The organism is Bradyrhizobium nanningense (genome assembly GCF_004114535.1).
Taxonomy (GTDB): domain Bacteria; phylum Pseudomonadota; class Alphaproteobacteria; order Rhizobiales; family Xanthobacteraceae; genus Bradyrhizobium; species Bradyrhizobium nanningense.
This window is the reverse complement of the sequence record NZ_LBJC01000077.1, coordinates 22,420-45,525: the sequence shown is the minus strand read 5'-3', so window position 1 is coordinate 45,525 and position 23,106 is coordinate 22,420. Positions and strand designations below refer to the sequence as shown.

At 64.5% G+C, this 23,106-nt stretch carries 18 protein-coding genes; 3 read left to right on the top strand and 15 right to left on the bottom strand.

All coding sequences use genetic code 11. The features are described from left to right. Positions 1-91: 91 nt before the first annotated feature. The 15 genes from XH84_RS34610 to XH84_RS34540 all read right to left on the bottom strand — a co-directional run bounded on the left by XH84_RS34610 (position 92) and on the right by XH84_RS34540 (position 18,458). Positions 92-1,717 carry an FGGY-family carbohydrate kinase gene (locus tag XH84_RS34610; RefSeq protein ID WP_128916195.1) on the bottom strand — a complete coding sequence of 542 codons (1,626 nt, stop codon included), beginning with the start codon at positions 1,715-1,717 and terminating at the stop codon, positions 92-94. 22 nt (positions 1,718-1,739) lie between these two features. Then, positions 1,740-2,468: an SDR family oxidoreductase gene (locus XH84_RS34605; RefSeq protein ID WP_128916194.1), complete on the bottom strand. Its 729-nt coding sequence runs from the start codon at positions 2,466-2,468 to the stop codon at positions 1,740-1,742. 27 nt (positions 2,469-2,495) lie between these two features. Beyond that, positions 2,496-3,752: a sugar ABC transporter permease gene (locus XH84_RS34600; RefSeq protein ID WP_128916193.1), complete on the bottom strand. Its 1,257-nt coding sequence runs from the start codon at positions 3,750-3,752 to the stop codon at positions 2,496-2,498. Then, complete coding sequence (locus tag XH84_RS34595) at positions 3,749-4,573, bottom strand: ATP-binding cassette domain-containing protein (protein WP_128916192.1); 825 nt, start codon at positions 4,571-4,573, stop codon at positions 3,749-3,751. The genes XH84_RS34600 and XH84_RS34595 overlap by 4 nt, the downstream gene beginning before the upstream one ends. Before the next feature lie 61 nt (positions 4,574-4,634). Beyond that, positions 4,635-5,708: an ABC transporter substrate-binding protein gene (locus tag XH84_RS34590; protein WP_128916191.1), complete on the bottom strand. Its 1,074-nt coding sequence runs from the start codon at positions 5,706-5,708 to the stop codon at positions 4,635-4,637. Positions 5,709-5,908: 200 nt separating this feature from the next. Then, positions 5,909-6,793: a helix-turn-helix domain-containing protein gene (locus XH84_RS34585; RefSeq protein WP_128916241.1), complete on the bottom strand. Its 885-nt coding sequence runs from the start codon at positions 6,791-6,793 to the stop codon at positions 5,909-5,911. Positions 6,794-7,171: 378 nt separating this feature from the next. Next, positions 7,172-8,503, bottom strand: coding sequence for an MFS transporter (locus tag XH84_RS34580; protein ID WP_128916190.1), 1,332 nt, complete (start codon positions 8,501-8,503; stop codon positions 7,172-7,174). A 71-nt stretch (positions 8,504-8,574) separates the two neighbouring features. Continuing rightward, on the bottom strand, positions 8,575-9,381 hold the full coding sequence (locus XH84_RS34575) for an enoyl-CoA hydratase/isomerase family protein (protein WP_128916189.1): 807 nt from the start codon (positions 9,379-9,381) through the stop codon (positions 8,575-8,577). Between the two features lie 29 nt (positions 9,382-9,410). After that, positions 9,411-10,955, bottom strand: coding sequence for an AMP-binding protein (locus tag XH84_RS34570; protein WP_128916188.1), 1,545 nt, complete (start codon positions 10,953-10,955; stop codon positions 9,411-9,413). Then, positions 10,948-11,466, bottom strand: coding sequence for a (2Fe-2S)-binding protein (locus XH84_RS34565; protein WP_128916187.1), 519 nt, complete (start codon positions 11,464-11,466; stop codon positions 10,948-10,950). Before XH84_RS34565 ends, XH84_RS34570 begins: the two co-directional genes overlap by 8 nt. Then, the gene (locus XH84_RS34560; RefSeq protein ID WP_128916186.1) at positions 11,463-12,278 is read right to left on the bottom strand and encodes an FAD binding domain-containing protein; all 816 of its coding nucleotides are present in this window, start codon (positions 12,276-12,278) and stop codon (positions 11,463-11,465) included. Before XH84_RS34560 ends, XH84_RS34565 begins: the two co-directional genes overlap by 4 nt. Then, complete coding sequence (locus XH84_RS34555) at positions 12,275-15,277, bottom strand: xanthine dehydrogenase family protein molybdopterin-binding subunit (protein WP_164935831.1); 3,003 nt, start codon at positions 15,275-15,277, stop codon at positions 12,275-12,277. The genes XH84_RS34560 and XH84_RS34555 overlap by 4 nt, the downstream gene beginning before the upstream one ends. 143 nt (positions 15,278-15,420) lie before the next feature. Next, on the bottom strand, positions 15,421-16,260 hold the full coding sequence (locus XH84_RS34550; RefSeq protein WP_128916184.1) for a helix-turn-helix transcriptional regulator: 840 nt from the start codon (positions 16,258-16,260) through the stop codon (positions 15,421-15,423). A 127-nt stretch (positions 16,261-16,387) separates the two neighbouring features. Next, on the bottom strand, positions 16,388-17,809 hold the full coding sequence (locus XH84_RS34545; RefSeq protein ID WP_128916183.1) for a UbiD family decarboxylase: 1,422 nt from the start codon (positions 17,807-17,809) through the stop codon (positions 16,388-16,390). Positions 17,810-17,837: 28 nt separating this feature from the next. Then, a complete protein-coding gene (locus XH84_RS34540; RefSeq protein WP_128916182.1) occupies positions 17,838-18,458 on the bottom strand; it encodes a UbiX family flavin prenyltransferase in 621 nt (206 codons plus the stop codon). A 177-nt stretch (positions 18,459-18,635) separates the two neighbouring features. Here XH84_RS34540 and XH84_RS34535 point away from each other — a divergent pair, with 177 nt between their 5' ends. The 3 genes from XH84_RS34535 (at position 18,636) to XH84_RS34525 (ending at position 22,915) form a co-directional block, all read left to right on the top strand. After that, positions 18,636-19,607: a LysR family transcriptional regulator gene (locus XH84_RS34535; RefSeq protein ID WP_128916240.1), complete on the top strand. Its 972-nt coding sequence runs from the start codon at positions 18,636-18,638 to the stop codon at positions 19,605-19,607. A gap of 212 nt (positions 19,608-19,819) precedes the next feature. Then, on the top strand, positions 19,820-20,860 hold the full coding sequence (locus XH84_RS34530; RefSeq protein ID WP_128916181.1) for a Bug family tripartite tricarboxylate transporter substrate binding protein: 1,041 nt from the start codon (positions 19,820-19,822) through the stop codon (positions 20,858-20,860). 609 nt (positions 20,861-21,469) lie between these two features. Continuing rightward, positions 21,470-22,915: an IS1182 family transposase gene (locus XH84_RS34525; protein ID WP_128916180.1), complete on the top strand. Its 1,446-nt coding sequence runs from the start codon at positions 21,470-21,472 to the stop codon at positions 22,913-22,915. Positions 22,916-23,106 lie beyond the last annotated feature (191 nt).

Below are 23,106 nucleotides of genomic sequence, written 5' to 3'. Positions count from 1 at the left end.
CATATGTGTCGATATGATGAAAGGGGGGTCGAACGCCCTCTTCCGCGTAGGCAGCCGGGCCCGGGCACGTCGGGCCCAGTTGGCAGTGGGGCTACGACGCGCTTCTGATGGTGCGACCGACCTTCTGCAGAGCCTCGAAGGCTCCAAAACGCCGATCGGCCCAGTCTGCGAGAGCGGCCTGGGGTCGAGATATCTCTCCCAAGACCGACATCGCCTGCATCGCCTCGCCGAGATCGGCATGGTCGCCGGAGGCCACCGATCCAAGCATCGCGGAGCCGAGCAGGACGGCCTCCGGGGATGCCGACGCAGCGACCGTCAGGCCCGTCATATCGGCGAGGACTTGCCGCACGAGGGGACTCCTTGCGGCGCCACCGCTGACCACGATCGTATCGACGGCAATGCCCTTGTCCTGCTGCGCGCGAACGATCTGCCTCGCACCGCAGCCGAGGCCGCACAGCCCGGCAAGATAAAGCGCCAGCAGACTGTCCAGATCCGAGCGCATATCGAGCCCGGCGATCAGCGCACGCGCGTCAGGATCCGCGAACGGGGCGCGATTGCCGAGAAATTCGGGGACGACATGAACCTCGCCGATCAATTGCGGAATCATTTCGGCACCGCCGCGGGATTCGGTTTCCGAGGCCAGCCAATCGGCAAGCGACTGCTGCTTCTGGCGCGCAGCCTGGGTCGCTTGCGCGGAATGCGGATGCATCTGCAACAGATGCTCGATGGCGGCGCCTGCGGCGGACTGCCCGCCTTCATTGAGCCAGAGCCCGGGCACCATGGCGGAGAAATAGGGTCCCCACACGCCGGGGACGAAGGACGGAGCCGACGTGGTCGTCATGGTACAGGCGGACGTCCCGAACACATAGGCCATGCGCGTCAGCACCGTGCCCGCGGTGCCGCGCGCGCCCACCGTGCCGACGCCGCCGGCATGGGCGTCGATGAGGCCGGCGGCAACCGCCGTACCCGCGGTGAGGCCGAGATCGGCCGCGGCGTCCGCCGTCAGACCCGCCGCCAGCCTCGTTCCGCCGGGCACGATCTCGGTGCCGATCCTGCGAAACTGCTCGTCCGCCAGCGTGCCGAGGCCGACCTTGCGGAAGAATTGGTCGTCCCAACGATTTTCGTGGCCCAGATAGGTCCACTTGCAGGTCACGGTGCAGATGGAGCGGGACAGGCTCCCCGTCGCACGCCAGGTGAGAAAGTCGGTCAAGTCCATGAACTGCCATGCACGGGAGAACGTGTCTGGCATGTTTTCGGCGAGCCACAACAGTTTCGGCGTCTCCATCTCGGGTGAGATCGTTCCGCCGACATAGTCGAGAACTTTTTCGCCCGTCTGATTGATCCGGCGCGCCTGATCGGCGGCGCGGTGATCCATCCATACGATGACGTTGCGCGAAAGATCGCCGGACGGTCCGACGGGTAGCGGCGCGCCGCCCTCGCCCAGTACCACCAGCGAGCAGGTCGCGTCGAAGCCGATGCCGGCGATGCTGTCGGGCGCGATGCCGGCCTGCGCCACCGCGCCGCGCACGCCGCGGCACACGGCACGCCAGATATCCTCGCTCGCGTGCTCGACGACGTCGCCGGCCTCTCGCCAAAGTGCGATGGGTGCGCTGTCACTCCCAAGGAGATTGCCGGAGCAGTCGAACACGCCGGCCCGTGCGCTGCCGGTGCCGACATCGATGCCGAGAAAATGGCGCTCGTCGGATTGCTTGGTCATCTGGATCGCCGGTCGGAGAATGCTAGAGATCGTTGCTCTGCGGCAGAATGACGAGGTCGCGGATGGTGACGTTCCTCGGACGCGTCAGCATGAAGAGCACGGCCTCTGCGACTTCCACCGGCTGCATCAGGCCGCCGGCCGCCATCTCCTCCTCGACCTTCGCTTTCGGCCAGTCTTTGATCAACGCGGTCACGACCGGACCCGGCGCAACGGCGCCGACGCGCAAGCCGTGCTTGGCGACCTGACGGCGCAGCGTATGCACGAAAGCCTGCACGGCGTGCTTGGACGCCGTATAGATCGGCTCCCAGACCACGGGGACGAGACCTGCGATCGAGCTGGTGACGATGATGTCGCCGCTCTTGCGTTCGACCATGTGCGGCAACACCGCATGGATCGACCGAAACATTGCATTGATGTTCAAATTGAGCATGCGGTCCCAGGCGTCGGGATCGCCGCCGAGCACCTCGCCGCCGACATAGGCGCCGGCGTTGGCATGAAAGATGTCCAGCTGCCCCGCCTTCTCTAGCAGCTGCGGCATCATGGCATGCATGCTCAGGGGATCTGTGAGGTCGATGCGTAACGGAATCGCCTGGTCGCCGAGCTCGACGCTGGCCTTGCTCAGCGCTTCCTCCGCCCGATCGATCAGCACCACCCGCGCGCCCGCGCCGATCAATATTCTGGCGCATTCGAGACCGATGCCCGATGCGGCGCCAGTGATCGCGGCAACTTTTCCTGCAAGTTCCTGGGCCAAGGCTTGTCCTTTTCTTGTTCGCGTTCTTCAAGCTCGGCCATGGGAAAGGCGTGAGCGCCGTGCCAGCGAATCGACGATGACCGCAATGGCAAGGACCGCGCCCGTAATCATGTACCGTAGCGACGAGGAGAGATCGAGCAACGTGAGGCCGCTCGCGATCGACTGGATGACGATAACGCCGAGCAGTGCGGAATAGGCGCTGCCGCGGCCGCCGAACAGGCTGGTGCCACCGATGACGGCGGCGGCGATCGCGTTGAGGTTCACATCCCCGGTCCCGGCCTGCTGGCTCGACGATGCCAGGCGCGCCGCGGCCAGAATGCCGCCGGCGGCTGCGAGCGTGGAACACAGCACGAACGCGGATAGATAGACCCGGCGAACGTTGATGCCGGCCCGGCGGGCCGCCTCGCGATTGCCGCCGACCGCGGACATCGAGCGGCCCCATTTGGTCCGCGTCAACGCGTAGTTCATGACCACGCACAAGCCCACGAACAGGCCGAACATCCAGGGGACGCCGCGCCCGAGATTGAGATAATAGACGACAAATTCGAGCAAGACGGTCACCAGCAGCGCCTTCAGCACCATGCGCCCGAGCGAACTGGCCGATAGCCCCGCCTGCCGCCGGCGCGCCGCCGTGCGGTAGCCGGTCACGAACATCACCAGGCTCGCGACCGCCGCCAGCACGTAGGACACGATCGGCGGCATGACGAGCATCTGCCCGAAATTGACCAGCGGCGATCCGTACGGAAGGTTGATCGAGCCCGAGGAGCCGAGCAGATACAGCTGCAGGCCGAGCCACCCCAATAGGCCAGCCAGCGTCGAAACGAAGCTCGGCATTCCCAGGCGATTGAACAGGAACGCATAGAGCGCGCCGATGGCGCCGCCCAGCACCAAGGCCGTGACAATCGCCACCGCCACCGGCCAATCCTGACCGACCCAAAGCACGCCGACAAGGGCCGAAGCGAACCCGCTCACCGAACCGACCGAGAGATCGATCTCGCCGACCATCAGGATGCAGACGATGCCGAGCGAGATCACGCCGACCGTCGAGCAATCGAACAGCAAATTGACCAGATTGTTCGGCGCGAGAAAAACCGGATTGAGGCTCTCGAATGCCGTGCAGATGACGATGAGCCCGACGACCACCGGCAGCGAACCGAGGTCGCCTGATCGCACACGGTCCACAAAGGCGCTGATTGTGTTGCCGAGCGTGTCTGCATGCCTGACCCGCTCGTCACTGCGATCGAGCAGCCGCGCGGTCGAGATCTGTTGCGTGTCGTCGGTCATCGCCCCAGCTCCGGCGATTGCTGGGCGCGGCGCCGGCTGGCGCGGCGCGAGACCGAGTTTTCGTCCGCACCGGTGATCGCGGTGACGAGATCCTGGTTCGACGCATCGGGCTCGAATTCGCCGTTGTTGCGGCCGAGGCGCAGCACCACGATCCGGTCGGCGACGGCGCGGACGTCCTCCATGTTATGACTGATCATGATGACGCCGAGGCCGCGGGCGCGCACCCGCTCGACGAGGTCGAGCACCTCGGCGGTTTGGGCAACGCCAAGCGCGGCAGTCGGCTCGTCGAGCAGGATGAGCTTCGGTTCGGTCAACAGTGAACGCGCGATCGCCACGGTCTGGCGCTGTCCGCCGGAGAGCGACGCAACCGGCTCGCGCACGCTCGGAATTCGCGCCGACAATTCGTTGAGCAGCGTCCAGGCGCGGAGCTCCATGGAGACCTCGTCGAGCCGCAGGGGATTGAGCTCGCGGCCGAGGAAGATATTTGCGACCACATCAAGGTTTTCGCAGAGCGCCAGGTCCTGGAAAACGGTCGCGATGCCGAGGCCGAGTGCGGTGGCCGGATCGGACAGGACGACAGGGCCGCCGCCGAAGGCGATCGTTCCGGAGGACGGTTGGTGCACGCCGGCCAGGATCTTCACCAGCGTGGATTTTCCCGCACCGTTGTCGCCCACGAGCGCCACGACCTCGCCGGCGTGCACGTCGAGATCAACAGCGGTCAGAGCGGACACGGCGCCGAAATGCTTGGAAATTCCGCGAAGGCTCAAGACCGGCTTGCGCTCACCGCCCTGCACGTGATCGACATCCGAGATCGTGGTCATGTCCCAGTCCGTCCTCCGGTCGTTCGTCCCGGCCGCTGCGCGGCGGCCGGGACGAACGCAGTTATTGCGTGATGCCGAGCTTCTTGCAGCCGGCGGCATAGCGGCCCGTGCAGAGCTGGTCGGCCGTCTGGATCTTCTTGTCGATGATCTCCGCCTTCAGGTTCTCCTGGGTGACGACCGCCGGCACGAACAGCTTCGATGGCGCATTGAAGAGCGTGGTTTCCGCCTTGGGCGTCTCGCCGGAAAGGAACTTCACCGCCGCCTGGGCCGCCGCAGCGGCCACGATCTCGCTGGGCTTGGAGATCGTGTTGTACTGATCGCCCGCGATGATGAGCTGAAGCGCTGCGATCGTCGCATCGTTGCCCGTCACCGGCGGCACCGGATCGACGCCCGCGGCCTTGAAAGCGGCAATTGCGCCACCGCCGGTGCCGTCGTTGGCGGCCACCACACCGAGGATCTTCTTACCGAAGCGGGTGACCTGGCCGCTCGCCCATTGCTGCGCCTTCGGCGGCGCCCAGTCCGGCGTGTCGTATTCGGCGAGAATCGGATAGCCGCTCTTATCAAGGCCCGCGTGGATGCCCTTCTTGATGAGGCCCGCAGCGGCATCGGTCGGCGACCCGTTGATTTCGAGCACGCCCTCACCTTCCTTCGCCGTGACGTTGGCGGCCTTCAGATGCTTGATAAGCGAGTCGGAAATGGCTTTGCCGATGGCTTCGTTGTCGAAGGAGACGTAGAAATCGACTCTGGCGTCGGGCACCGGCCGGTCATAGGCAATGACCTTGATGCCCTGCGACTGCGCCATCTTGACGAGGGAGGCTGCGGCGGTGGAGTCGACGGGGTCGAGCACGATCACCTTGGCGCCCTGCGAGATGACCGAGTTGAACTGCTGTTGTTGCCGCGCGGCATCGGCGCTAGCGTTCTGATAGATCACCTTGCAGCTCTCGCAGAGCTTCTTCATCTCCGCGGCAAAGCCCGGATAGTCGTGCTGTTCGTAGCGGGTGGAGGCCTGATCCGGCATCAGGAAGGCAACAGTCGCATCCTTCACCTCTGCGGCCTGCGAGATAATGGCCGTTGTGCCGAGCAGCGATACCGCCAGGGCAAGCGTGCCTGCATGTTTCGGGGAGAACTTTTTCATTCGGACTTTCCTTTCCAGAACTGGAGTGCTGTGGTTGATCCTTGAAGATGGGCCTTCGCGGCTCCCCTGCCGGCGGCGATGAGTGCCGGGGGCTCTGAAGCCGCACGGAATTCCTGGACAAGCGATTCCTGTCGCGGGCTGCCATCGGCATGCCCACGTCATTCTTCCTGTTTTGGTCTCCTCCTTTGCTTTTTCGCCGGCTAGGCCGCGCGTGCCGTATCGATGTTCTGCGCGAGCAATCGCCTGAAGCGCGAAGGCGGCATGCCTTTCTCGGCCAAAAACTGCCGGTTGAAGTTGGAGAGATTGTTGAAGCCGACCTCGAAGCAGATGTCGGTGATCGACGCCTGCTCGTCGCTCATCAGGAGCTGGCAGGCGAGATTGATGCGCAGCCGCTTGACGTATTTCACCAGCGACATGCCGGTGTGGCGGCGGAAGGAGCGCGAAAATCCGCTTTGCGATTGACCGGCGATCGCTGCAAGCTCGGCTTCACCGAACGGCTGCGTCAGATTTTGCCGGATGAAGGCGAGCGCCTTGTTCATGCCCGCAGACATGTAGCCGGACGGATCGGGCAGGTATTTCGGGCTGGAGAGCGGACGCGCATTTCGCGCGCGACTGAGTGTCCCCAGGATCATCAGGAACAGTTCGATCCGGCGCACCCCGTTCGCCGTCACGATCTCCTCCACCAGTGGGGCGACCGCTTCGCTTGTGCTGCGGGTGAAGAGCGCGCCACGGCGGGAGACTTCCAGCAGCGGGGCAAGGCCCGAGAGTTCAGGCATGACCTTCATCAGGTCGCCTATGAACTCCTCGCTGAACTGGAGGACGCGTCCTCGCAGCGGAATAGTGCTCCCCGCCGGCAGATCGCTCACCCAATTGTGCGGCAGATTGGGGCCGGTCAGAACGAGATTGCCCGGCTCGAACTCGCCGATGAAGTCGCCGACGAAATAGCGCCCGCAGGTGGCTACAACCTGATGGAGCTCGTATTCGGGGTGGAAATGCCAGCGGACCGTGTGAAATGGGTAGCCGTGCGACCACGCCTTGAACGACTCGCCGCGCCGTATCTGGACAACTTCCAGGTCCGGTTCCATGTCCGCTCCCTTCGGGCCGGTGCGGTTTGTCATGATCCGCCCCTGTTCCTTTATCGGCTGAATTTGCTCAGCGCTTCCTCTCTCCAAGGGATCGTAACGACCGGTATTCAGGCCCGCCACCACGATTTTAAATGTGCAACTGATACTTTTTTGATGTGCTGCCCGCAGTCCCGGGCCCCCGTAGCGCCGCGCGGGCCGATCAGCTTCGGCCGCAGCTCCGGGGAGTGCCGGGACGTCACCGTCGGCCTGTCACCGAGCGAAGCGAGCTGGGTGCAATTCGAGCCGCTGGACCAAGACAAGCAACGACGGGGATCACCCAGGTGACGAGCCCGCCTCGACCCGGCGGGCATCGTCGGTCGTTCGCAGCGCGGCCTGCGGCTATTTGAAGTCGCCTTTGGTTTCCGGGATCACGATCGCGCCGATCAGGTAGATCACGAACACGCCGACCGCGAAGTAGGCCAGCGACATCGGAATCTGCGCCGGGCTGGCACTCACCAGCGAGACGAAGGTCGGCATCATGCCGCCGAGCGCGAAGCCGATGTTCCAGGACAGGCCGGTGCCGCTGGCGCGGAGCGCGGTCGGGAAACGCTCGTTGAGGAAGATCAGCACCGGCGCGTAACCGGCATTGCCGATGAAGCCGATGGCGAGCGCAAGAAGCGTGATCTGCGTCGTGTCCTTGGTCGCCGCAAGGTTGAGATAGCAGAGCGGCAACAGCACCGCCGCCAGCGCGCCGATCAGCAGGAACGTTTTCTTGCGGCCGATCCAGTCGCTCAGTGCGCCGACCAGAACGGCCGAGAAGAACGCCGAGACGCTCGCCGCCATCAGGATCAGCGACGAGGTCTGGTTCGGGACCGCATTGATGACCTTCAGGAAGCTCGGCAGATAGCCCGAGGTCAGGTAATAGCCGGCGCCACCGCCGAAGGTGATGAGCAGATTGACCAGCAGCACGCCGCGATATTCGCCGGAGAAGACGTCCTTGACCGGCGCCTTCGAGACCTTCGCCTGCCTGTTGCCCTGCTGGCGCTTGAGCTCCTTGAAGTACGGGGACTCTTCAAGGTTGCGGAAGATGAACCAGCCGAGCATTGAGCTCAGCAGGCCTGAGAAGAACATGAAGCGCCAGCCCCACACCGCGAAGGCATCGCCGGGAAACACCGAGGACGTGATCAGGAAGATGAAGGACGCCAGCAGAGCGCCGATGCCGGCACCGCCACCACCGACCAGGCCCGACATCGCACCGCGCCATTGCGGCGGCACGGACTCGGTGCCGATCGTGTGGGTCGACGCCACGACGCCGCCGACGAACACGCCCTGCACCAGGCGTAGGACCAGGAACACGATCGGCGCGATCACGCCGACCTGCGCAATGGTCGGCAAAAGGCCGAACGCCGCCGTGCTGAGGCCGACGCCGACGATGGCGATCAGCATGGCCTGCTTGCGGCCGTGCACGTCGGCATAATGCCCAAACACCGCCGAGCCCAGCGGCCGCATCAAGAGCGTGACGGCGAACGATCCGTAGACCGCCGCCAGCGACAGCGCCGCATTGCTCGCCGGAAAGAACAGCGCGCCGACGACCGGCGCCACGTAGAGCAGAATGAACAAATCGAACAGATCGAGCGCCCATCCGAGCACCGACGCGATGATCGCATTGACCATCTGCTTGTTATCGGCCGATGCTTGCGCACCCGCGACCGGCATATCCATCTCAACCATGTTGTTTTACCTCCCCCGTTTGAATGGCGCCGCGGTCCGCGTCGTGCGAACCGCGGCAGTTCAGTTGCGTGTCAGCGGCCGACGAATTTCGGCGGGCGCTTGGCGTTGAAGGCCTCGACGCCCTCCTTGAAGTCCTCGGACTGGCGCAGGCGGCTGTAGCAATGGCCCTCGAGCTCGATGGCGATCGCGAGCGTCGAGTCCTCCGTGTCATTGAGCAGCTTCTTGGCGGTGCGCTGCGCCAGCGGCGAGAAGGTGCGGAGCTCGTCGACGAGCTTGTCGGTCGTTTTCTCCAGTTCGGCATCCGGCACGCATTCGGTGGCGATGCCCCATGCATAGGCCTGCTTGGCCGAGATGCGCTTGGAGCGCATCACGATGTCCTTGGTGCGGGTGATGCCGACCATCTTCTGCAGGCGCGCCGAGCCGCCCGAACCCGGGATCTGGCCGAGCTTCTGCTCCGGCAGCGCGTATTGCGTGGTTTCGGAGGCGATGCGGAAGTCGCAGGCGAGCGACAGCTCGAAGCCGACGCCGAAGCAATAGCCGCGGTTGGCAACGATCACGGGCTTGGCGCAGCGCGCGGGCGCGGCTATGTTCCAGGCGAGCTTGGAGACGTGCTCGGGGCTCGCCTCCATGAAGCCGCCGATATTCCCGCCGCTGGAGAAGTGCTCGCCCTCGCCGCGCACCACGATGACGCGCACGCGCGGGTCCTCGTCCAGCGTCTCGAAGGTCAGCCGCAGCTGGTCGCGCTGCGGCATCGCCACGACGTTGTAGGGCGGACGGCCCAGGATGATGTCGGCGCGCTCGTGCGCCTCGTCGATCTCGACCTTGAACCCGTCGAGCTTGGCTAGCCGGGGATCGGTGAAATTATAGGCTGACGGCATTTTGGTTTCCTTCTGTTGATGGGGAATGATCAGGCCGCGTCGGACGGCGGCAGGCACTCGGCCTCGTATTCTCCGGCGACGAGCAGTCGCCGCAGCAGCTTGCCGACCGGCGATTTCGGGATCGCGTCGACGAAAACGTAGCGGCGCGGCCGCTTGAAATTGGCAAGGCCCGAGGTGCGGCAGAACTGCTCCAGCTCTCCCTCCGAAACGGCGCGGTTGCGCTTGACGAAAGCGGCGACGACCTTGCCCCACTTCTCATCGGTGACGCCGACCACCGCGACCTCGTCCACGGCGGGATGCAGCGACAGGCAGCTCTCGATCTCGACCGGCGAGACGTTCTCGCCGCCGGTGATGATCATGTCGTCGACGCGCCCGGTGACGAAGAGATCGCCGTCGGGATCGACGTAGCCGGTGTCGCCCGTAAAATACCAGCCCTCGCGCAGCGACTTGGCGTCCGCTTCGGGACGCCGCCAGTAACCTTCGAAGGCCTCGTCGCCGGCCAGCGTCGCGATGATCTCACCCTCCTCGCCAACGGCGGCAAGCTCCGCAACCGAGCGCGCGCCGATGCGGACGACCTTGACGTGCTGGTTCAGCCCCGCCTTGCCGGCCGAGCCGGGCTTTGCGGCGGCGTTCTGGTCGATCGTAAAGGTGTAGATCTCGGAGCTGCCGTAGTGATTGACGAACAGTTCTGGCTTGAACGCCTCGTTCAGTTTCTTCAGCAGGCCATCGGTCATCGACGCACCGGCAAAGCCGAGCTTGCGCACGGTGGAGACGTCGGTTTTGGCAAAGGCCTCGTGATGGACGAGGTCGTGATAGAGCGTCGGCACCAGATAAAGGTTGGTGATCGCCTCCTTCTCGATCAGCGCCAGCGCGTGGCTGCTGTCATAGCGCGGCAGGCAAATAAATGTGCCGCCGATCAGCGACATCGCGAGCAGCGAGCGGACGCCCATGGTGTGGTAGAGCGGCATCACGCCAAGCGTGCGCTCGCCGCGACCGTAGAGGTTTTGCGCGACATGGGCGATCGCGGCGGCGCGTTCTGCGCGATGCCGCCGCGGCACGCCCTTTGGGCGCGAGGTCGTACCGGAGGTATAGAGCATGATCGACCAGGCATCGGCGCCGACGCGCGGCTCGGTGTCCGGCGCGCTGTTCTTGATCAGATCGGCGAAGCTGGCCGCATCGCCGGTCCCGGGATCGACGGACACTCGCAGCAGTTTGCCTGCCAACGCCGAGCCCTGCACGGCCTCGGCGGAGATGTCCTGATAGAACACCGCGCAAGCTTCGGCATTGTCGATGCAGTAATCGAGCTCGTCGGCCTTGGCGCGCCAGTTGATCGGCGTGATCACGAGCCCTGCGAACTGGCAGGCCCAGTGCAGTGTCGCCGCCTGCCAGCGGTTCTGCAGCAGCGTGACGACGTGATCGCCGGGCTTGAGGCCGAGGCGGTCGAACGAGGCCACCAGCGCGGAGATCTTGTCGTACCATTGCCGGTAGCTCAGCCGGAGGTCGCCATCGACCAATGCGATAGCGTTGGGATCGCGCGCGGCGCTGGCCATGAAGCTGCTTGCGAGATCAAGCATCGGACGTCTCTTTGTTGGATGGAGCAAGCTCGGCGGCGGCCTCCAAGGCCGCCTGGATGATCGGGGTGTAGCCGGTGCAGCGGCAGATATGCCCGCTGAGGAGATCGCGGATCTCCGCTTCGGTCGGCGACGGATTCTTCGCGAGGTAATGGTCGAGCGATATCAGGATGCCGGCGGTGCAGAAGCCGCACTGGAGGGCGTGGCGGCGGCGGAACGCCTGCTGCAGCACACCCAGCCGGTCGGCCGAGGGGGCGAGCCCCTCCACCGTTTTCAGCTCGCAGCCATCGACCTGCGCCGCGAGCGTCAGGCAGGACCGCGTCAGCATGCCGTCGACGACAATCGTGCAGGCGCCGCAGACGCCATGCTCGCAACCGACATGGGTGCCGGTCGCGCCCAGCTGGTGGCGCAGGAAATCGGAGAGCAGCATGCGCGGCTCGGCTTCGCCCTGGACGGACTTGCCGTTGAGCGTGAAGCGGACGGGATGCCGCTGATCTGCCCTAAGGCGTGTCATTGCAGCACCTCGCCGATTAGATCGCGCCCGATCATGCGGACGAGGTCGCGGCGGTAGCGTGCGCTGGCGTGGACGTCGTCGCGGGCCCCGAGCTCGTAGGCAAAAGCATTGAGCGCATCGTCGAGCGCACTGCCCTCCAGCCGCGGCCAGTCGCGCGCGGTCGGGACATCCGCGACGCCGCCGACGACAAGACGCACGCCCGTCGGAATCTTCATCGCGGCGCAGGCGACGATAGCGAAGTCACCGTGACGGCGCGCGACCTCGCGGAAGGCGACACGCGCCCCCTTGACGACCGGCAGCGAGATACCCTCGATCAATTCTTCGTCGGCACGGGCTGTCAGCATCATGCCGGCGAAGAAGTCCTTTGCGGCGACCCGGCGGCGCCGCCTGGTGTTGCGCAACAGCACCTCGCCGCCGAGTGCGACCAGCGTCAGCGGCATCTCTGCGCTGGGATCGGCATGCGCGAGCGAGCCGCAGATGGTGCCGCGGCTGCGAGTCTGCATGTGCCCGACCCAAGGCAGCGCCAGCGCCACCAGCGGCAGCGTCTCGGCAAGATCCGGCCAGGCCAGCAGATCGGCCTGACGCACGCCGGCGCCGATGATGACGGCATCGCCCTTGCGCTCGATCTGGCGCAGCTCCCTGATCCCCATGATGTCGATCAGCAGCTTCGGTTTGGCCAGACGCATGTTCAGCATCGCCATCAGCGACTGGCCGCCGGCGAGCACGCGGGCATCGCCGCCCTGCTGCGCGAGGCCCTCGAGAACGTCACCGACGCTTTCGGCGCGGAGATAGTCGAATGCGGACGGCTTCATCGGCGCCCTCCGAACAGGCTAGCCGCCTTCGCGAGCAGCGCGAACAGCGAGAAGCCGCCAGCCTCCGCGCCACCGCCGCCGGCCTTGCGGGCGAGCGCGGTGAAGAACTGGCCGATGATCACGCGTGTTGCGCCGTCGAGCAGGCGGCCGCCGATGCTGGCGACCTTGCCGCCGATCGCGGCGTCGTAGCTGTAGGTCAGCTTGGTACCGCCATCGCCGACGGGTGCCAGCGTGATGCGTCCCTCCGCGTTGCCGAAGCCGAGTGCACCGGTGGCGCCGCCCCGCAAGGTGACCGCGCGTGGCGGGTCGAGGTCGAACAACTCGACATCGGCACGATAGCGGCCGGTGACGGGACCGATGCCGAGCGTGACATCGGCGCGGAAATGGGTGTCGGTGACCTTGTCGACGCGCTGGCAGCCCGGAATGACCGATTGCAGCGTCGCGGGATCGAGCAGCATGGCCCAGACCTGTTCGGGCGCGCCCTTCACCACAGCCTGCCCCTCACCGCGCAAGCGCCGATCAGCATCGCGCGCGGGGGCAGCGGTCGCGCGACCCGCGGGAGGCGGCGGCTCGGCGCCGCGCACGAGCTCCACGAGCCGCGCCGGCACCAGCGGCAAGGTGACGTCGGCAACACCGAGCGCATCCGCCACCGCGTTGGCGAGGCACACCGGCGTCGACATGCAATTGCCTTCGCCGACGCCCTTGGCGCCGAGCGGCGTGAACGGTGACGGCGTCTCCATGTGGAAGATTTCGGGCTCCGGCACCTCTGTCGTGGTCGGCAGCAGATAGTCGGCGAGCGTGCCCGTCAGGAAGCTGCCGTCCTCGGCATAGGCATATTCCTCAAGCAGCGCGGCCCCCAGCGCCTGGGTGAAGCCGCCGCGGATCTGGCCGTTGACCATGCCGGGATGCAAGATGGTGCCGCAGTCGTGCATGGTGACGTAGCGGTCGATCCGCGTCTCCAGCGTGGTGCGATCGATCTCGACGCCGCAGAAGTCGAAAATGAAACCGTGGCAGAGCGAGGAGTTGATGCGGTCCTCGTCGTCGGGCGGCGTCAGTTCCGGCGGCGTCCAGAACACGGTCTCGCGGATGGTCTGGCCGGCATCGTCAGGCAGCGAGCCCGGCGACCAGTGGCTGAGGGCTGCGACGCGCGAGAACGCGATCCGGTTCTCTGGATTATGTTTTGAGGCGACGAACCCTTTTGCAAAAACGATCTCGGCAGCCTCGACGTTGAGCTGGCTGGCGGCGATCCGCGCAAGCTTGCCGGCGACGCGCTCGGCCGCAATCTTCGCGGTGCCTGCCACGGCCGCGGCAAAACGACTGGCGTAATTCCCTGACGCGATTGACCAAGCGTCCTTGGCCGTGTCGATCTCGGTGTTGACGCGAATGTCATTCGGCTGCAGGCCGAAGACATCGGCAACGACCTGCGACAGCACGGTGCGATGGCCCTGCCCCTGCGGCACCGAGGCGACGTGCACGGTGACGCTGCCGACCGGATCGAGGCCGACCGTCGCGGTCGCCTGCGCGCCGTTCTTGGGACCGGCCTTGCGACGCTCGGCCGCGGTCAGCACGGTGGTGATGTAGCCCATGTTGGAGACGCTGGGCTCGACCACCGCGGTAAAGCCGATGCCGTAGAGACGCCCCTCTGCCCGCGCCTCGTCCCGCTTGGCTTTCAGTTCGGCAAGCCTGCCCTGCTCGACCGCTCGCGCGACCGCTTCTTGGTAATTGCCGGAGTCGAGCAAGGCTCCCGTCGCAGTGCGATAGGGAAACGCGTTCGCCTCGATCAGGTTGCGCTTGATGACATCAAGCGGGTCGAGGTTCAGGCCGATTGCAATGCGCTGAACCAGGCGTTCCAGCGCGAAATAGACCTGCGGGCCGCCAAAGCCGCGGTTGAGGCCGGTTGGCGTCTTGTTGGTGACGACGACGCGGTTGCGGATTCTGACATGGCGGATGTCGTAGGCGCCGGACAGATTGCCATGCATGCGATAGAGCGTCGCCGGCTCGGGCGCACGCAGGTGCGCCCCACAATCCTCGACCTGGTCCCAGTCCAGCGCGAGAATTTTGCCATCCGCGGCCACTGCCGCCGATAGCTTGGTCGCGCGATTGGTGGCCGACACCGATGCGGTGAGATGCTCAAGCCGGTCCTCGATCCATTTGACCGGTCGGCCCGTGATGCGCGCCGCCGCCGCGATCAGCACGATATAGGGAAACACGCCCTGCTTGACGCCGAAGCTGCCGCCGGAATCCGGCGGCGTGCGCAGCCGCAGCCGGTTGCCCGGCACTTTCAATGCCCGCGCAATCACCGTGTGAATGCTGAACGGACCCTGGAAGTTGGCGAGAACCTCATAGGCATCCTCGCCCGCGTCGTACGAGACAACGACGCCATAGGTCTCGATCGGCGTGCAGGAATTGCGGGGATAGCGGATGTCGATGGAGAACCGGCGCTTCGCATCCGCAAAGGCCTTTTCCGGATCGCCATAGCGGAAGGAGCGATCGCTGGCGAGATTGCCGGGAAAGCCGTCGTGCAGCACCGGCGCCCCCGGTGCGATCGCGCCGAGCGGATCGACCACTGCGCCGCGCGGGCGATATTCGACGTTGATGAGCTCGGCCGCGTCCTCGGCGCGGGCGCGGTCGGTCGCCACGATCACGGCAACGGGCTCACCGACATAGCGCACACGATCCATTGCAATGGGCCAGCACTCGACCGGCGCCTTCACGCCGACGACGAGGCTCATGGTGACGGCCTTGACGTCGCTGCCGGTCAGAACCGCAGCGACGCCCGGCAGGCGCTTTGCAGCTTCAGCATCGATCGAGAGAATATCGGCATGTGCATGCGGCGATCGCAGGATCGTCGCATGCAGCGTGCGGGGCGCAACGCCGAGATCGTCGATGAAGCGGCCGCGGCCGGTGAGCAGCGCAGCATCCTCCACGCGCTCGATCGAACGGCCGACCCACGGTACGTCGCCGCTTCCCGGATTTGCGGATTTGACCGCCTGCAACATGTCCCGGCATACCTCCCGACGCGCTCTTTGACGCGACGGTGACAGATGTCAGGACGGCGGGTGCGCAGGCCATACCGCCCGCTCTCACCACTTACCAAATCGTCTCATTAGAGACTGTGCAGCGCAATATCAGCTCGCGGGACTCAACCGGCAAGACGCGAAACGTTACGAAACTCGCGCGGGCTGACGCCGGCATGGTCACGGAAGAAGCGCGTGAAATGCGCCGGCTCCGGAAAACCAAAGCGCTCGCTGAGTTCGCCGAGCGGCGTATCCTCGCGCATCACGGCCTCGAGCGCGCGCTCCATGCGGACAACGTTGAGATAGAGCTTTGGTGAGACGCCGAGCGAGGTCTCAAACAGGCGGAAGAACTGCGCGCGCGAGAGGCCCGCGCCTTTCACGAACTGATCGACATTTGAATAGGAATCGTGGACGCGCATCGCGTCCATGGCGCGGCGGATGCGCCAGTCGCAGCCCACCGTGCTCATGCCACGGATCGAGGTCGGAAAGCTGCGCCAGGGCGTGAAGCGTTCGATCACCGCGATCATCAGGTCAGACAGCGTCTGCTCATGGGTGCGCACCGCATCCGGATTCGCCATCATTTCAGCGGCCAGATGCAGCGCGAGCTGGCGGATGCGCGGCGACACCTCGCCCGAAGGGCGCTCGAAAAAGCCCGGCGCGCCGCTGGCGGCCCAACCGGGGCGAAACTCCTTCAGCCATTCCGGCTCGATATAGAGGGCCATGATCAGCGTGCGCGGACGATTGACGTCGTGCACGTAAGCATGCGGCTTCCAGCCGTCGACGAGCACGGCCGCGGTATCGGTAAGCGGCGTGACCTGGTCGCCGACCATGAACTGCGTATCGGCGCCCTCGACCTTGAGCAGTACGTGACAGTGATGGTGGGCGTGGCGGACCAGCGAACGGTCCATGTCAAGCAGAGCGACCCTGCCGAAAGCGCCGTGAGCGATGCGCAGGGCCGTCGACATCAGTTCCTTCCTCCCGGCAGCATTGCGCTGCAACACGATTGGCTCATTGGCGCGATACCATAAGCGGCACCCGCTTCATATTCCAACCGCGCAAACCAACGCAAGTTTCTCGCACGCGTTGATCGGATCACGTTCGTGCCTCTGCAAGAAGCCGCACGATGGCGGCGCTGGGGTCGGCCTGCAACGCTGTGGCGAGATCGACATGCTCCTCGCCCTTGACGCGGATGCGCTTGAAGGCGAGCTCGGGCGCGCTGACCGGTGCGGTCGCATCCAGGCCCATCTTCGAGCTGATGCCGTTGTCGGTGGTCGGATCAAGCTTCGAGCCGAGCGCGCCCGAGACGACCATGAGATCGCGATCAGCCTGGAAGCGCGTCGCCACCGCCCATTCGATCTCGTCCGACGAGGAGATGTCGACGTCCTTGTCCACGACGACCACCTGCTTGATGTCGTAATGCGCGCCGAAGGCGCACATCATGATGTTCTTGGGCTCGCCGTCATTGGCCTTGTGGATCTTGATCGCGAGATGATAGCGGCAGGTGCCGCCGCGCGTCAGGCGAACGTCGAGCACGTTGGGGAAGCTACGGCGCAGATGCTGGAGCAGCGTCGCCTCGCGCGGCACGCCGCCGAGGATCAGATGCTCGAAGCCGCCGCCGACGATGGTGTGGAAGATCGGCTTCTTGCGATGCGTGATCGCGTCGACCTCGATCACCTCGCGATTGGCGCGCGGACCGTAATATTGCGGGAACTCGCCGAACGGACCTTCCGGCTCGCGCACGCCCTGCAGAATGCGCCCTTCGATCACGATCTCCGCATGGGCGGGCACGCGAACCGAATTGGTGCGGCATTTGACGACATCGACGGGCGAACCCAACAGCGCGCCGGCAATGGCCATCTCGTCCTCGTCGAGCGCTGCGATCGCTTGCGAGGTCAGCATCAAGGCCGGATGCGCACCGATCACGATCGCGATCTCAAGTGCCTGCCCGAGCTCTTCGGCAAGACGATAGTAGGAGAACGTGTGCCGCGGCAGCAACAGCACGCCGATGCGGTTCCTGCTGGATATCTGGCAACGATGGATCGAGACGTTCTGCACGCCGGTCTTCGGGTTGCGCGCAATCAGCAGGCCGGCCGTGATGTAAGGGCCGCTGTCGCGCTCATTATGCTTGGGCACCGGAAGCTGGCGCAGCAGGTCGACATCTTTATGGACAACGTCCTGCACCGGCCCGCTCGGCACTTCGTGTGTCGGGAGCGGATGGCTGGCGGCCGCCAGGAAACGCGGCAGCAACTGGTCTTCAGTCACGCCAATGGAATCGGCGACCCAGCCACGCCCGGCAAAAAGGTTGGCGACGACGGGAATCTCGTGGCCATCAGGGCGCGGAAACAGCACGGCGCTGTCGCGCTCCAGCCGCTTGGCGACTGCGGCGAGCTCATCGGCGAGGCCAATGCCTTCGCGCGCGATGGCGAGCTTGTCGCGCTCGGCGAGGTAGGCGAGCCAGCCGCGCAGATCGGCCTGCCCCTTCGCAGCGGTTCTGGCCGGAGTTTCCATTTGCATGTAACGGGTCTTTCCTTAGGCGTTCAGATCAGGGCGCAACCTTGCGCAGCGTCGGCGAGCGGCGCTTGAGCGCCTCGTCCTCGCCCCAGCGGCGCACGACGCCGACATCGATGTCGAAGAGGTCGAGCACGCGGCCGACAGTGTGCTCGACCATGTCGTCGAGGCTTTCCGGCTTGGCGTAGAAGGCCGGCACGGGCGGCGCGATGATCGCGCCGATCTCCGACAGCGCGGTCATCGTCCGGAGATGGCCGGTATGCAGCGGCGTCTCGCGCACCATCAGCACCAGACGCCTGCGCTCCTTGAGCACGACGTCGGCAGCCCGGGTCAGCAATGTCGTGGTCACGCCCGCGGCGATCTCGGACATCGACCGCATCGAGCACGGCGCCACGATCATGCCGGCAGTGCGGAACGAGCCGCTGGAGATGGCGGAGGCCATGTCGTCGATGGCATGACAGACATTGGCGAGCGCCCTCACCTCCGCGATCTTCAGATCGGTCTCATAGGCAAAGGTCTGCTCGGCGGTCCTCGACATCACCAGATGCGTCTCGACGCCGGCATTGCGCAGCAGCTGCAGCAGCCGCACGCCATAGGTGACGCCCGAGGCGCCGGAAATGCCGATGATCATTCGCGTGGGGCCGGCGTCCTGCATGTTTCTGGTTGCGCTCCCTGGGAGCCCGCACCTTTCAAGGCCAGGCGATCCGCCGCAAGATTAGGCAACCTCATCCATCACCACAAATAATCATTGATTATATCATTCATCATCTGAGATGATGGCCTCCGCGCGCGGATCGCTGAACGAAGGACACGCCCCGTGGAACTCAGGCAGATGCAATATTTCCTGTGCCTGGCCGAGGAGAGAAACGTCACCCGCGCCGCACGCCAGCTCAACATCGTGCAGCCGGCGCTGAGCATGCAGATCGCCAAGCTCGAGGCCGAACTCGGCCAGAAACTGTTCGACCGCAGCGTCCAGGGCATGACGTTGACCAGCGCCGGGGAGGCCCTGGTGCGGCTGACGGCGCCGATCGTGCGCGACGCCGAATATGCGCGGCAGGAGATGGCGCAGCTCGGCGGGCGCATCTCGGGCCGCGTCTCGGTCGGCCTCATCACCTCGGTTGCGCAGAGCACGATGGCGAGGTCGTCGGCGACCGTCGCCAGCAGCTATCCCGAGATCACGCTGTCGGTCTGCGAGGGCTATACCGAAACGCTGGTCGACTGGGTCAGCACCGGCCAACTCGATTTCGCACTGATCAACGTGCCGCGCCGCAAGACGCCGTTAGCCGCGTACCACGTCATGGACGAAGAGATGGTGTTCGCCTGCCGGAAGGACGGCCCGATCAGGCCGCCTGCAAAACTACGCTTCGACCACATCGCCAATGTCGATCTCGTGCTGCCGTCGAAGCGCCACGGCCTGCGCCTGATCCTCGACGAGCATGCCGCCGCAATCGGAATCGACCTGCGGCCACGCCTGGAGCTCGACACCCTGCCCGCGCTCTGCGACGTGATCGCAACTACCGATTTCGCGACGGTGCTGCCGACCATTGCGCTCCGGCAATCGCTGGCCAGCGGCAGCATCCGGGCGCATCGCTTCGACGAGCAGAGGATCGTGCGCTCGATTGCCTGGGTGCATCACCCCAGGCGCGCCGTGTCGGTCGCGGCCAAGGCCGTGCTCGATGTCATCAGCCAGGACCTTGCGCAGGCCGCCGCCGTGGCGAGCGGGTTCGTGGAGCCCGCCTCGCGTAACGCAACTTCGCCTTCACGCAACGAGCGCAGGAAGCCGAAGCGGAAACCGATCTCTTGAATGCAGAATTCCGCACGGACAAGATGTCGCGCCCGCTGCAAAATGAGACGCGTTGGTAAGTTTTGAGACCAGCCGGCATGACGACCGCAATGGCCTGCTAACTACGGTCCAGGCGCAGAAACTCGCGAACCTGGCGCTCAACCCCGACGACTCCTGTCCCGGACTGTTCCAGGTCTTGCAGAACAAGACACAGTCGGGAGGTCCAGTTCGGAATGACACCGTTCGGTCGCAGCAAGATCACGGACAGCACGGCGCCATGCGCCAACGGCTTTCACCTCAACCGCAGGTCCTTGCTGTCGTTCGGCGCGGGCGCTGTGCTCGCCGCCACAGGACTTCATCCTGCACGAGCACAGGATTATCCCGCCCGGCCGGTGCAAGTGCTCGTGCCCTTTGCCGGCGGCAGCGCCAGCGACGTCGTCACGCGCATCCTGCTCAACCGTATGTCCACATCGCTCGGGCAGGCCTTCGTGGTCGACAACCGCCCCGGCGCCGGCGGCAATATTGGCACTGCCGCGGCGGCTCATGCATCGCCTGACGGTTACACCTTGCTGATGAGCACCTCCGGTCCGCTGGCCGCGAACAAGTCGCTCTACAAAGATCTCCCCTACGATCCGCTGAAGGATCTCGCCCCAATCGGCCTGTTCGCGACGCTGCCGAATGTCATCGTAATCAACTCAAAACTGCCGCCAAGATCACTGGCCGAGCTGATCGACTATGCCAAGGCGCATCCGCGCGAGCTGAACTACGGGACGGTCGGCGTCGGCTCCTCGCAGCACCTGGCAGCCGCCTACTTCGAGCAGCTCACCGGTGCCGAACTAACGCATGTGCCCTACCGCAACATCGCCGCCTACACGCCGGACTTCATCGCCGGACAGGTTCCGCTCGGCTTCCAACTCCTGCCGAATGTCCTCGGTCTGATCAAAAGCGGTGATGCCCGTCCGCTCGCTGTTGCCAACGACAAGCGCATGACGGCACTGCCGGATGTGCCGACCGCGGCCGAGGCCGGCCTTAAAAATTACGAGAGCGCGGCCTGGCTCGCGCTGCTTGCGCCGGCGAATACTGAGAAAGCCGTCGTCGAAAAGCTGTATAAAGCGATGGTCGAAGCCGTGAACGATCCGAAAGTGCGCGCCCTTTTCGTCGAACAGGGCGCCGAGCCGCTGCTGATCGACCCGCAAGGCCTGAAGGACTTTATGGCCTCGGAAGCCGCGAAATGGGCGTGGATCATCAAGAAGATTGGCATTGAGCCGATGTGACTCCGAGGCTTCGCTCCTCGTGGCTCTGGCCGTTCTGCACACTATAATGCGCCACAATACTCTGCCCGCGGAAGCACGTGGAATTCACGCACCGATCGAGGTTAAGTGGGGTCAACGCTTCGAACATGAGAGGAAGTGAGAACCTCCCCACCAAACCACGCCAAATTGCGCGACAGCCGCCGCCCATACTACTCCCACTCTATCATTTCGAACGACGCTTCGTCGTTGATTTGCAAGCACAATTCTTCAAGACTGACGGACAAACGCCGACGGTATACCCGCCGCAATTTTTTGGTCTTGAATTCACAGGAAAAATTGCGTCTCGCAAAGCGCTGGCAATTCCGCTAGCTATCAGAGTCTATCGATTGGATGGCGCGCCGCGTGCGTAATCACACTGACACTGCTCGCAATGACCCAGAGCTTCAGATACCGTCAAAGATCAGGAACACACCTTTGATCCCGACGCCGCTCGCCCTTAGTGCGCGCGCCAGCCATACAGTTCGCTTCGTATTCAAAATCCGCCCTCTCCGTCAGTTCGGTTCGTGACCCTGGCTGTGTGAAAAGCCACGAGTCGGCTATGATTCCTCCGTTTCCTGATGGAGGACACGGATGGGACGCTTCGTTGAAGGCGCGGACAGATCCCAGCTGACGCTCTTGCCGGAATGTCTGGAGGATTGGGTAGGCGAGGACAACGCGGTCCATGTGATCGATGTGTTTGTCGAGGCGCTCGACCTGCATGGAATGGGGTTTGAGCGCGTGATCGCCAAGGAGACGGGCCGGCCCTCATATCATCCGGCGGTCCTTCTGAAGCTTTACATCTACGGTTATCTCAATCGGGTGCAGTCCAGTCGCCGCCTGGAACGTGAGGCGTGCCGAAATATCGAGGTGATGTGGCTGATCGGCCGCCTGGCTCCTGATCATAAGACGATCGCCGACTTCCGGAAGGACAATGGTGCGGCGATCCGGAAGGTTTGTGCGAAGTTCATTGCAATATGCCGGCAAATGGGCCTGTTGCAGACCCCAAGCGTCGCAATCGACGGCAGCAAGTTCAAGGCGGTGAACAACCGCGACCGCAACTTCACGCATGCCAAGATGGCGAGGCGGATGGCGCAGATTGAGGAAAGCGTCGGTCGATACCTGCGTCAACTCGATAGCGCCGATCGGCAGGAGCCATCGGAAGCGATCAGCATCAAGACGACGAGGATCAAGGAAAAGATCGCTCGGCTGAAACAGGAGATGAGCCGCCTGGAAGTGCTTGATGCGCAGATGCGCAACACGCCGGATCAGCAGATATCGCTCACCGATCCGGATGCCCGTTCGATGGCCACCAGCGGACGCGGATCGGGTGTCGTCGGCTACAATGTCCAGGTCGCGGTGGACACCGAACACCATCTGATTGTTACGCACGAGGTCATAAACGTCGGCAACGACCGAGGGCAGCTTGCTCGGATGTCGAAGCAAGCCAAGGAAGTGCTCGAAGTGGACAAACTCGAGGCGGTCGCCGACCGTGGCTACTTCGACGGAGAGGAAATATTAGCCTGCAAAGAGGCTGGCGTTGCGGTCACTTTGCCCAAGCCCATGACGTCGAATGCCAAGGCGGAGGGCCGGTTCGGCAAGCAGGACTTTGCCTACCTGCCTGATGAGGACGTCTACCGCTGCCCATCCGGTCAGCTGCTGCCATATCACTTCACCAACATCGAGCACGGAATGACGCTGCGCCGTTACTGGTCGACGGCGGCATGCCAAGGCTGCGCGATCAAGAGCCAATGTACGCCGTCCAAGGAGTGTCGCATCACGCGCTGGGAGCATGAGCATGTGGTCGAGGAAGTCCAGAGACGGCTCGATTCCAATCCCGAGGCCATGCGGACGCGGCGCGAGACCGTCGAGCATCCCTTCGGCACGATCAAAGCCCGTATGGGTGCGACCCACTTCCTGATGAAGCGCCTACGGAATGTCGCCGCTGAGATGGCGCTGCATGTTCTCGCCTATAACCTCACAAGGGTGATGAACATCATCGGCAGATCGAGCCTGATTGCCGCCATCCGCGCCGCCTGAAGGCCGGAAGTGCGTCCAAAAGCGCAATACCGCCTAGCGATGCCCATTTTGACCGGTTATGGGCGATCCGACGCGAGAACATCGACTGACGACTGCGGGCCCTCCTATCCGTTTGCACACAACCAAGACCCTGACCGGACTCTCGCGGTCCGGCTGCCGAGGTCTTCGCTGCCCCTCCCTTCTGAGTTTCT

Coding starts and splice junctions, on each gene's coding strand:
- XH84_RS34610 (WP_128916195.1), bottom strand. CDS start 1,717: ATGACCAAGCAATCCGACGAGCGCCATTTTCTCGGCATCGATGTCGGC.
- XH84_RS34600 (WP_128916193.1), bottom strand. CDS start 3,752: ATGACCGACGACACGCAACAGATCTCGACCGCGCGGCTGCTCGATCGC.
- XH84_RS34595 (WP_128916192.1), bottom strand. CDS start 4,573: ATGACCACGATCTCGGATGTCGATCACGTGCAGGGCGGTGAGCGCAAG.
- XH84_RS34590 (WP_128916191.1), bottom strand. CDS start 5,708: ATGAAAAAGTTCTCCCCGAAACATGCAGGCACGCTTGCCCTGGCGGTA.
- XH84_RS34585 (WP_128916241.1), bottom strand. CDS start 6,793: ATGGAACCGGACCTGGAAGTTGTCCAGATACGGCGCGGCGAGTCGTTC.
- XH84_RS34580 (WP_128916190.1), bottom strand. CDS start 8,503: ATGGTTGAGATGGATATGCCGGTCGCGGGTGCGCAAGCATCGGCCGAT.
- XH84_RS34575 (WP_128916189.1), bottom strand. CDS start 9,381: ATGCCGTCAGCCTATAATTTCACCGATCCCCGGCTAGCCAAGCTCGAC.
- XH84_RS34570 (WP_128916188.1), bottom strand. CDS start 10,955: ATGCTTGATCTCGCAAGCAGCTTCATGGCCAGCGCCGCGCGCGATCCC.
- XH84_RS34565 (WP_128916187.1), bottom strand. CDS start 11,466: ATGACACGCCTTAGGGCAGATCAGCGGCATCCCGTCCGCTTCACGCTC.
- XH84_RS34560 (WP_128916186.1), bottom strand. CDS start 12,278: ATGAAGCCGTCCGCATTCGACTATCTCCGCGCCGAAAGCGTCGGTGAC.
- XH84_RS34555 (WP_164935831.1), bottom strand. CDS start 15,277: ATGTTGCAGGCGGTCAAATCCGCAAATCCGGGAAGCGGCGACGTACCG.
- XH84_RS34550 (WP_128916184.1), bottom strand. CDS start 16,260: ATGTCGACGGCCCTGCGCATCGCTCACGGCGCTTTCGGCAGGGTCGCT.
- XH84_RS34545 (WP_128916183.1), bottom strand. CDS start 17,809: ATGCAAATGGAAACTCCGGCCAGAACCGCTGCGAAGGGGCAGGCCGAT.
- XH84_RS34540 (WP_128916182.1), bottom strand. CDS start 18,458: ATGCAGGACGCCGGCCCCACGCGAATGATCATCGGCATTTCCGGCGCC.
- XH84_RS34535 (WP_128916240.1), top strand. CDS start 18,636: ATGCAATATTTCCTGTGCCTGGCCGAGGAGAGAAACGTCACCCGCGCC.
- XH84_RS34530 (WP_128916181.1), top strand. CDS start 19,820: ATGACACCGTTCGGTCGCAGCAAGATCACGGACAGCACGGCGCCATGC.
- XH84_RS34525 (WP_128916180.1), top strand. CDS start 21,470: ATGGGACGCTTCGTTGAAGGCGCGGACAGATCCCAGCTGACGCTCTTG.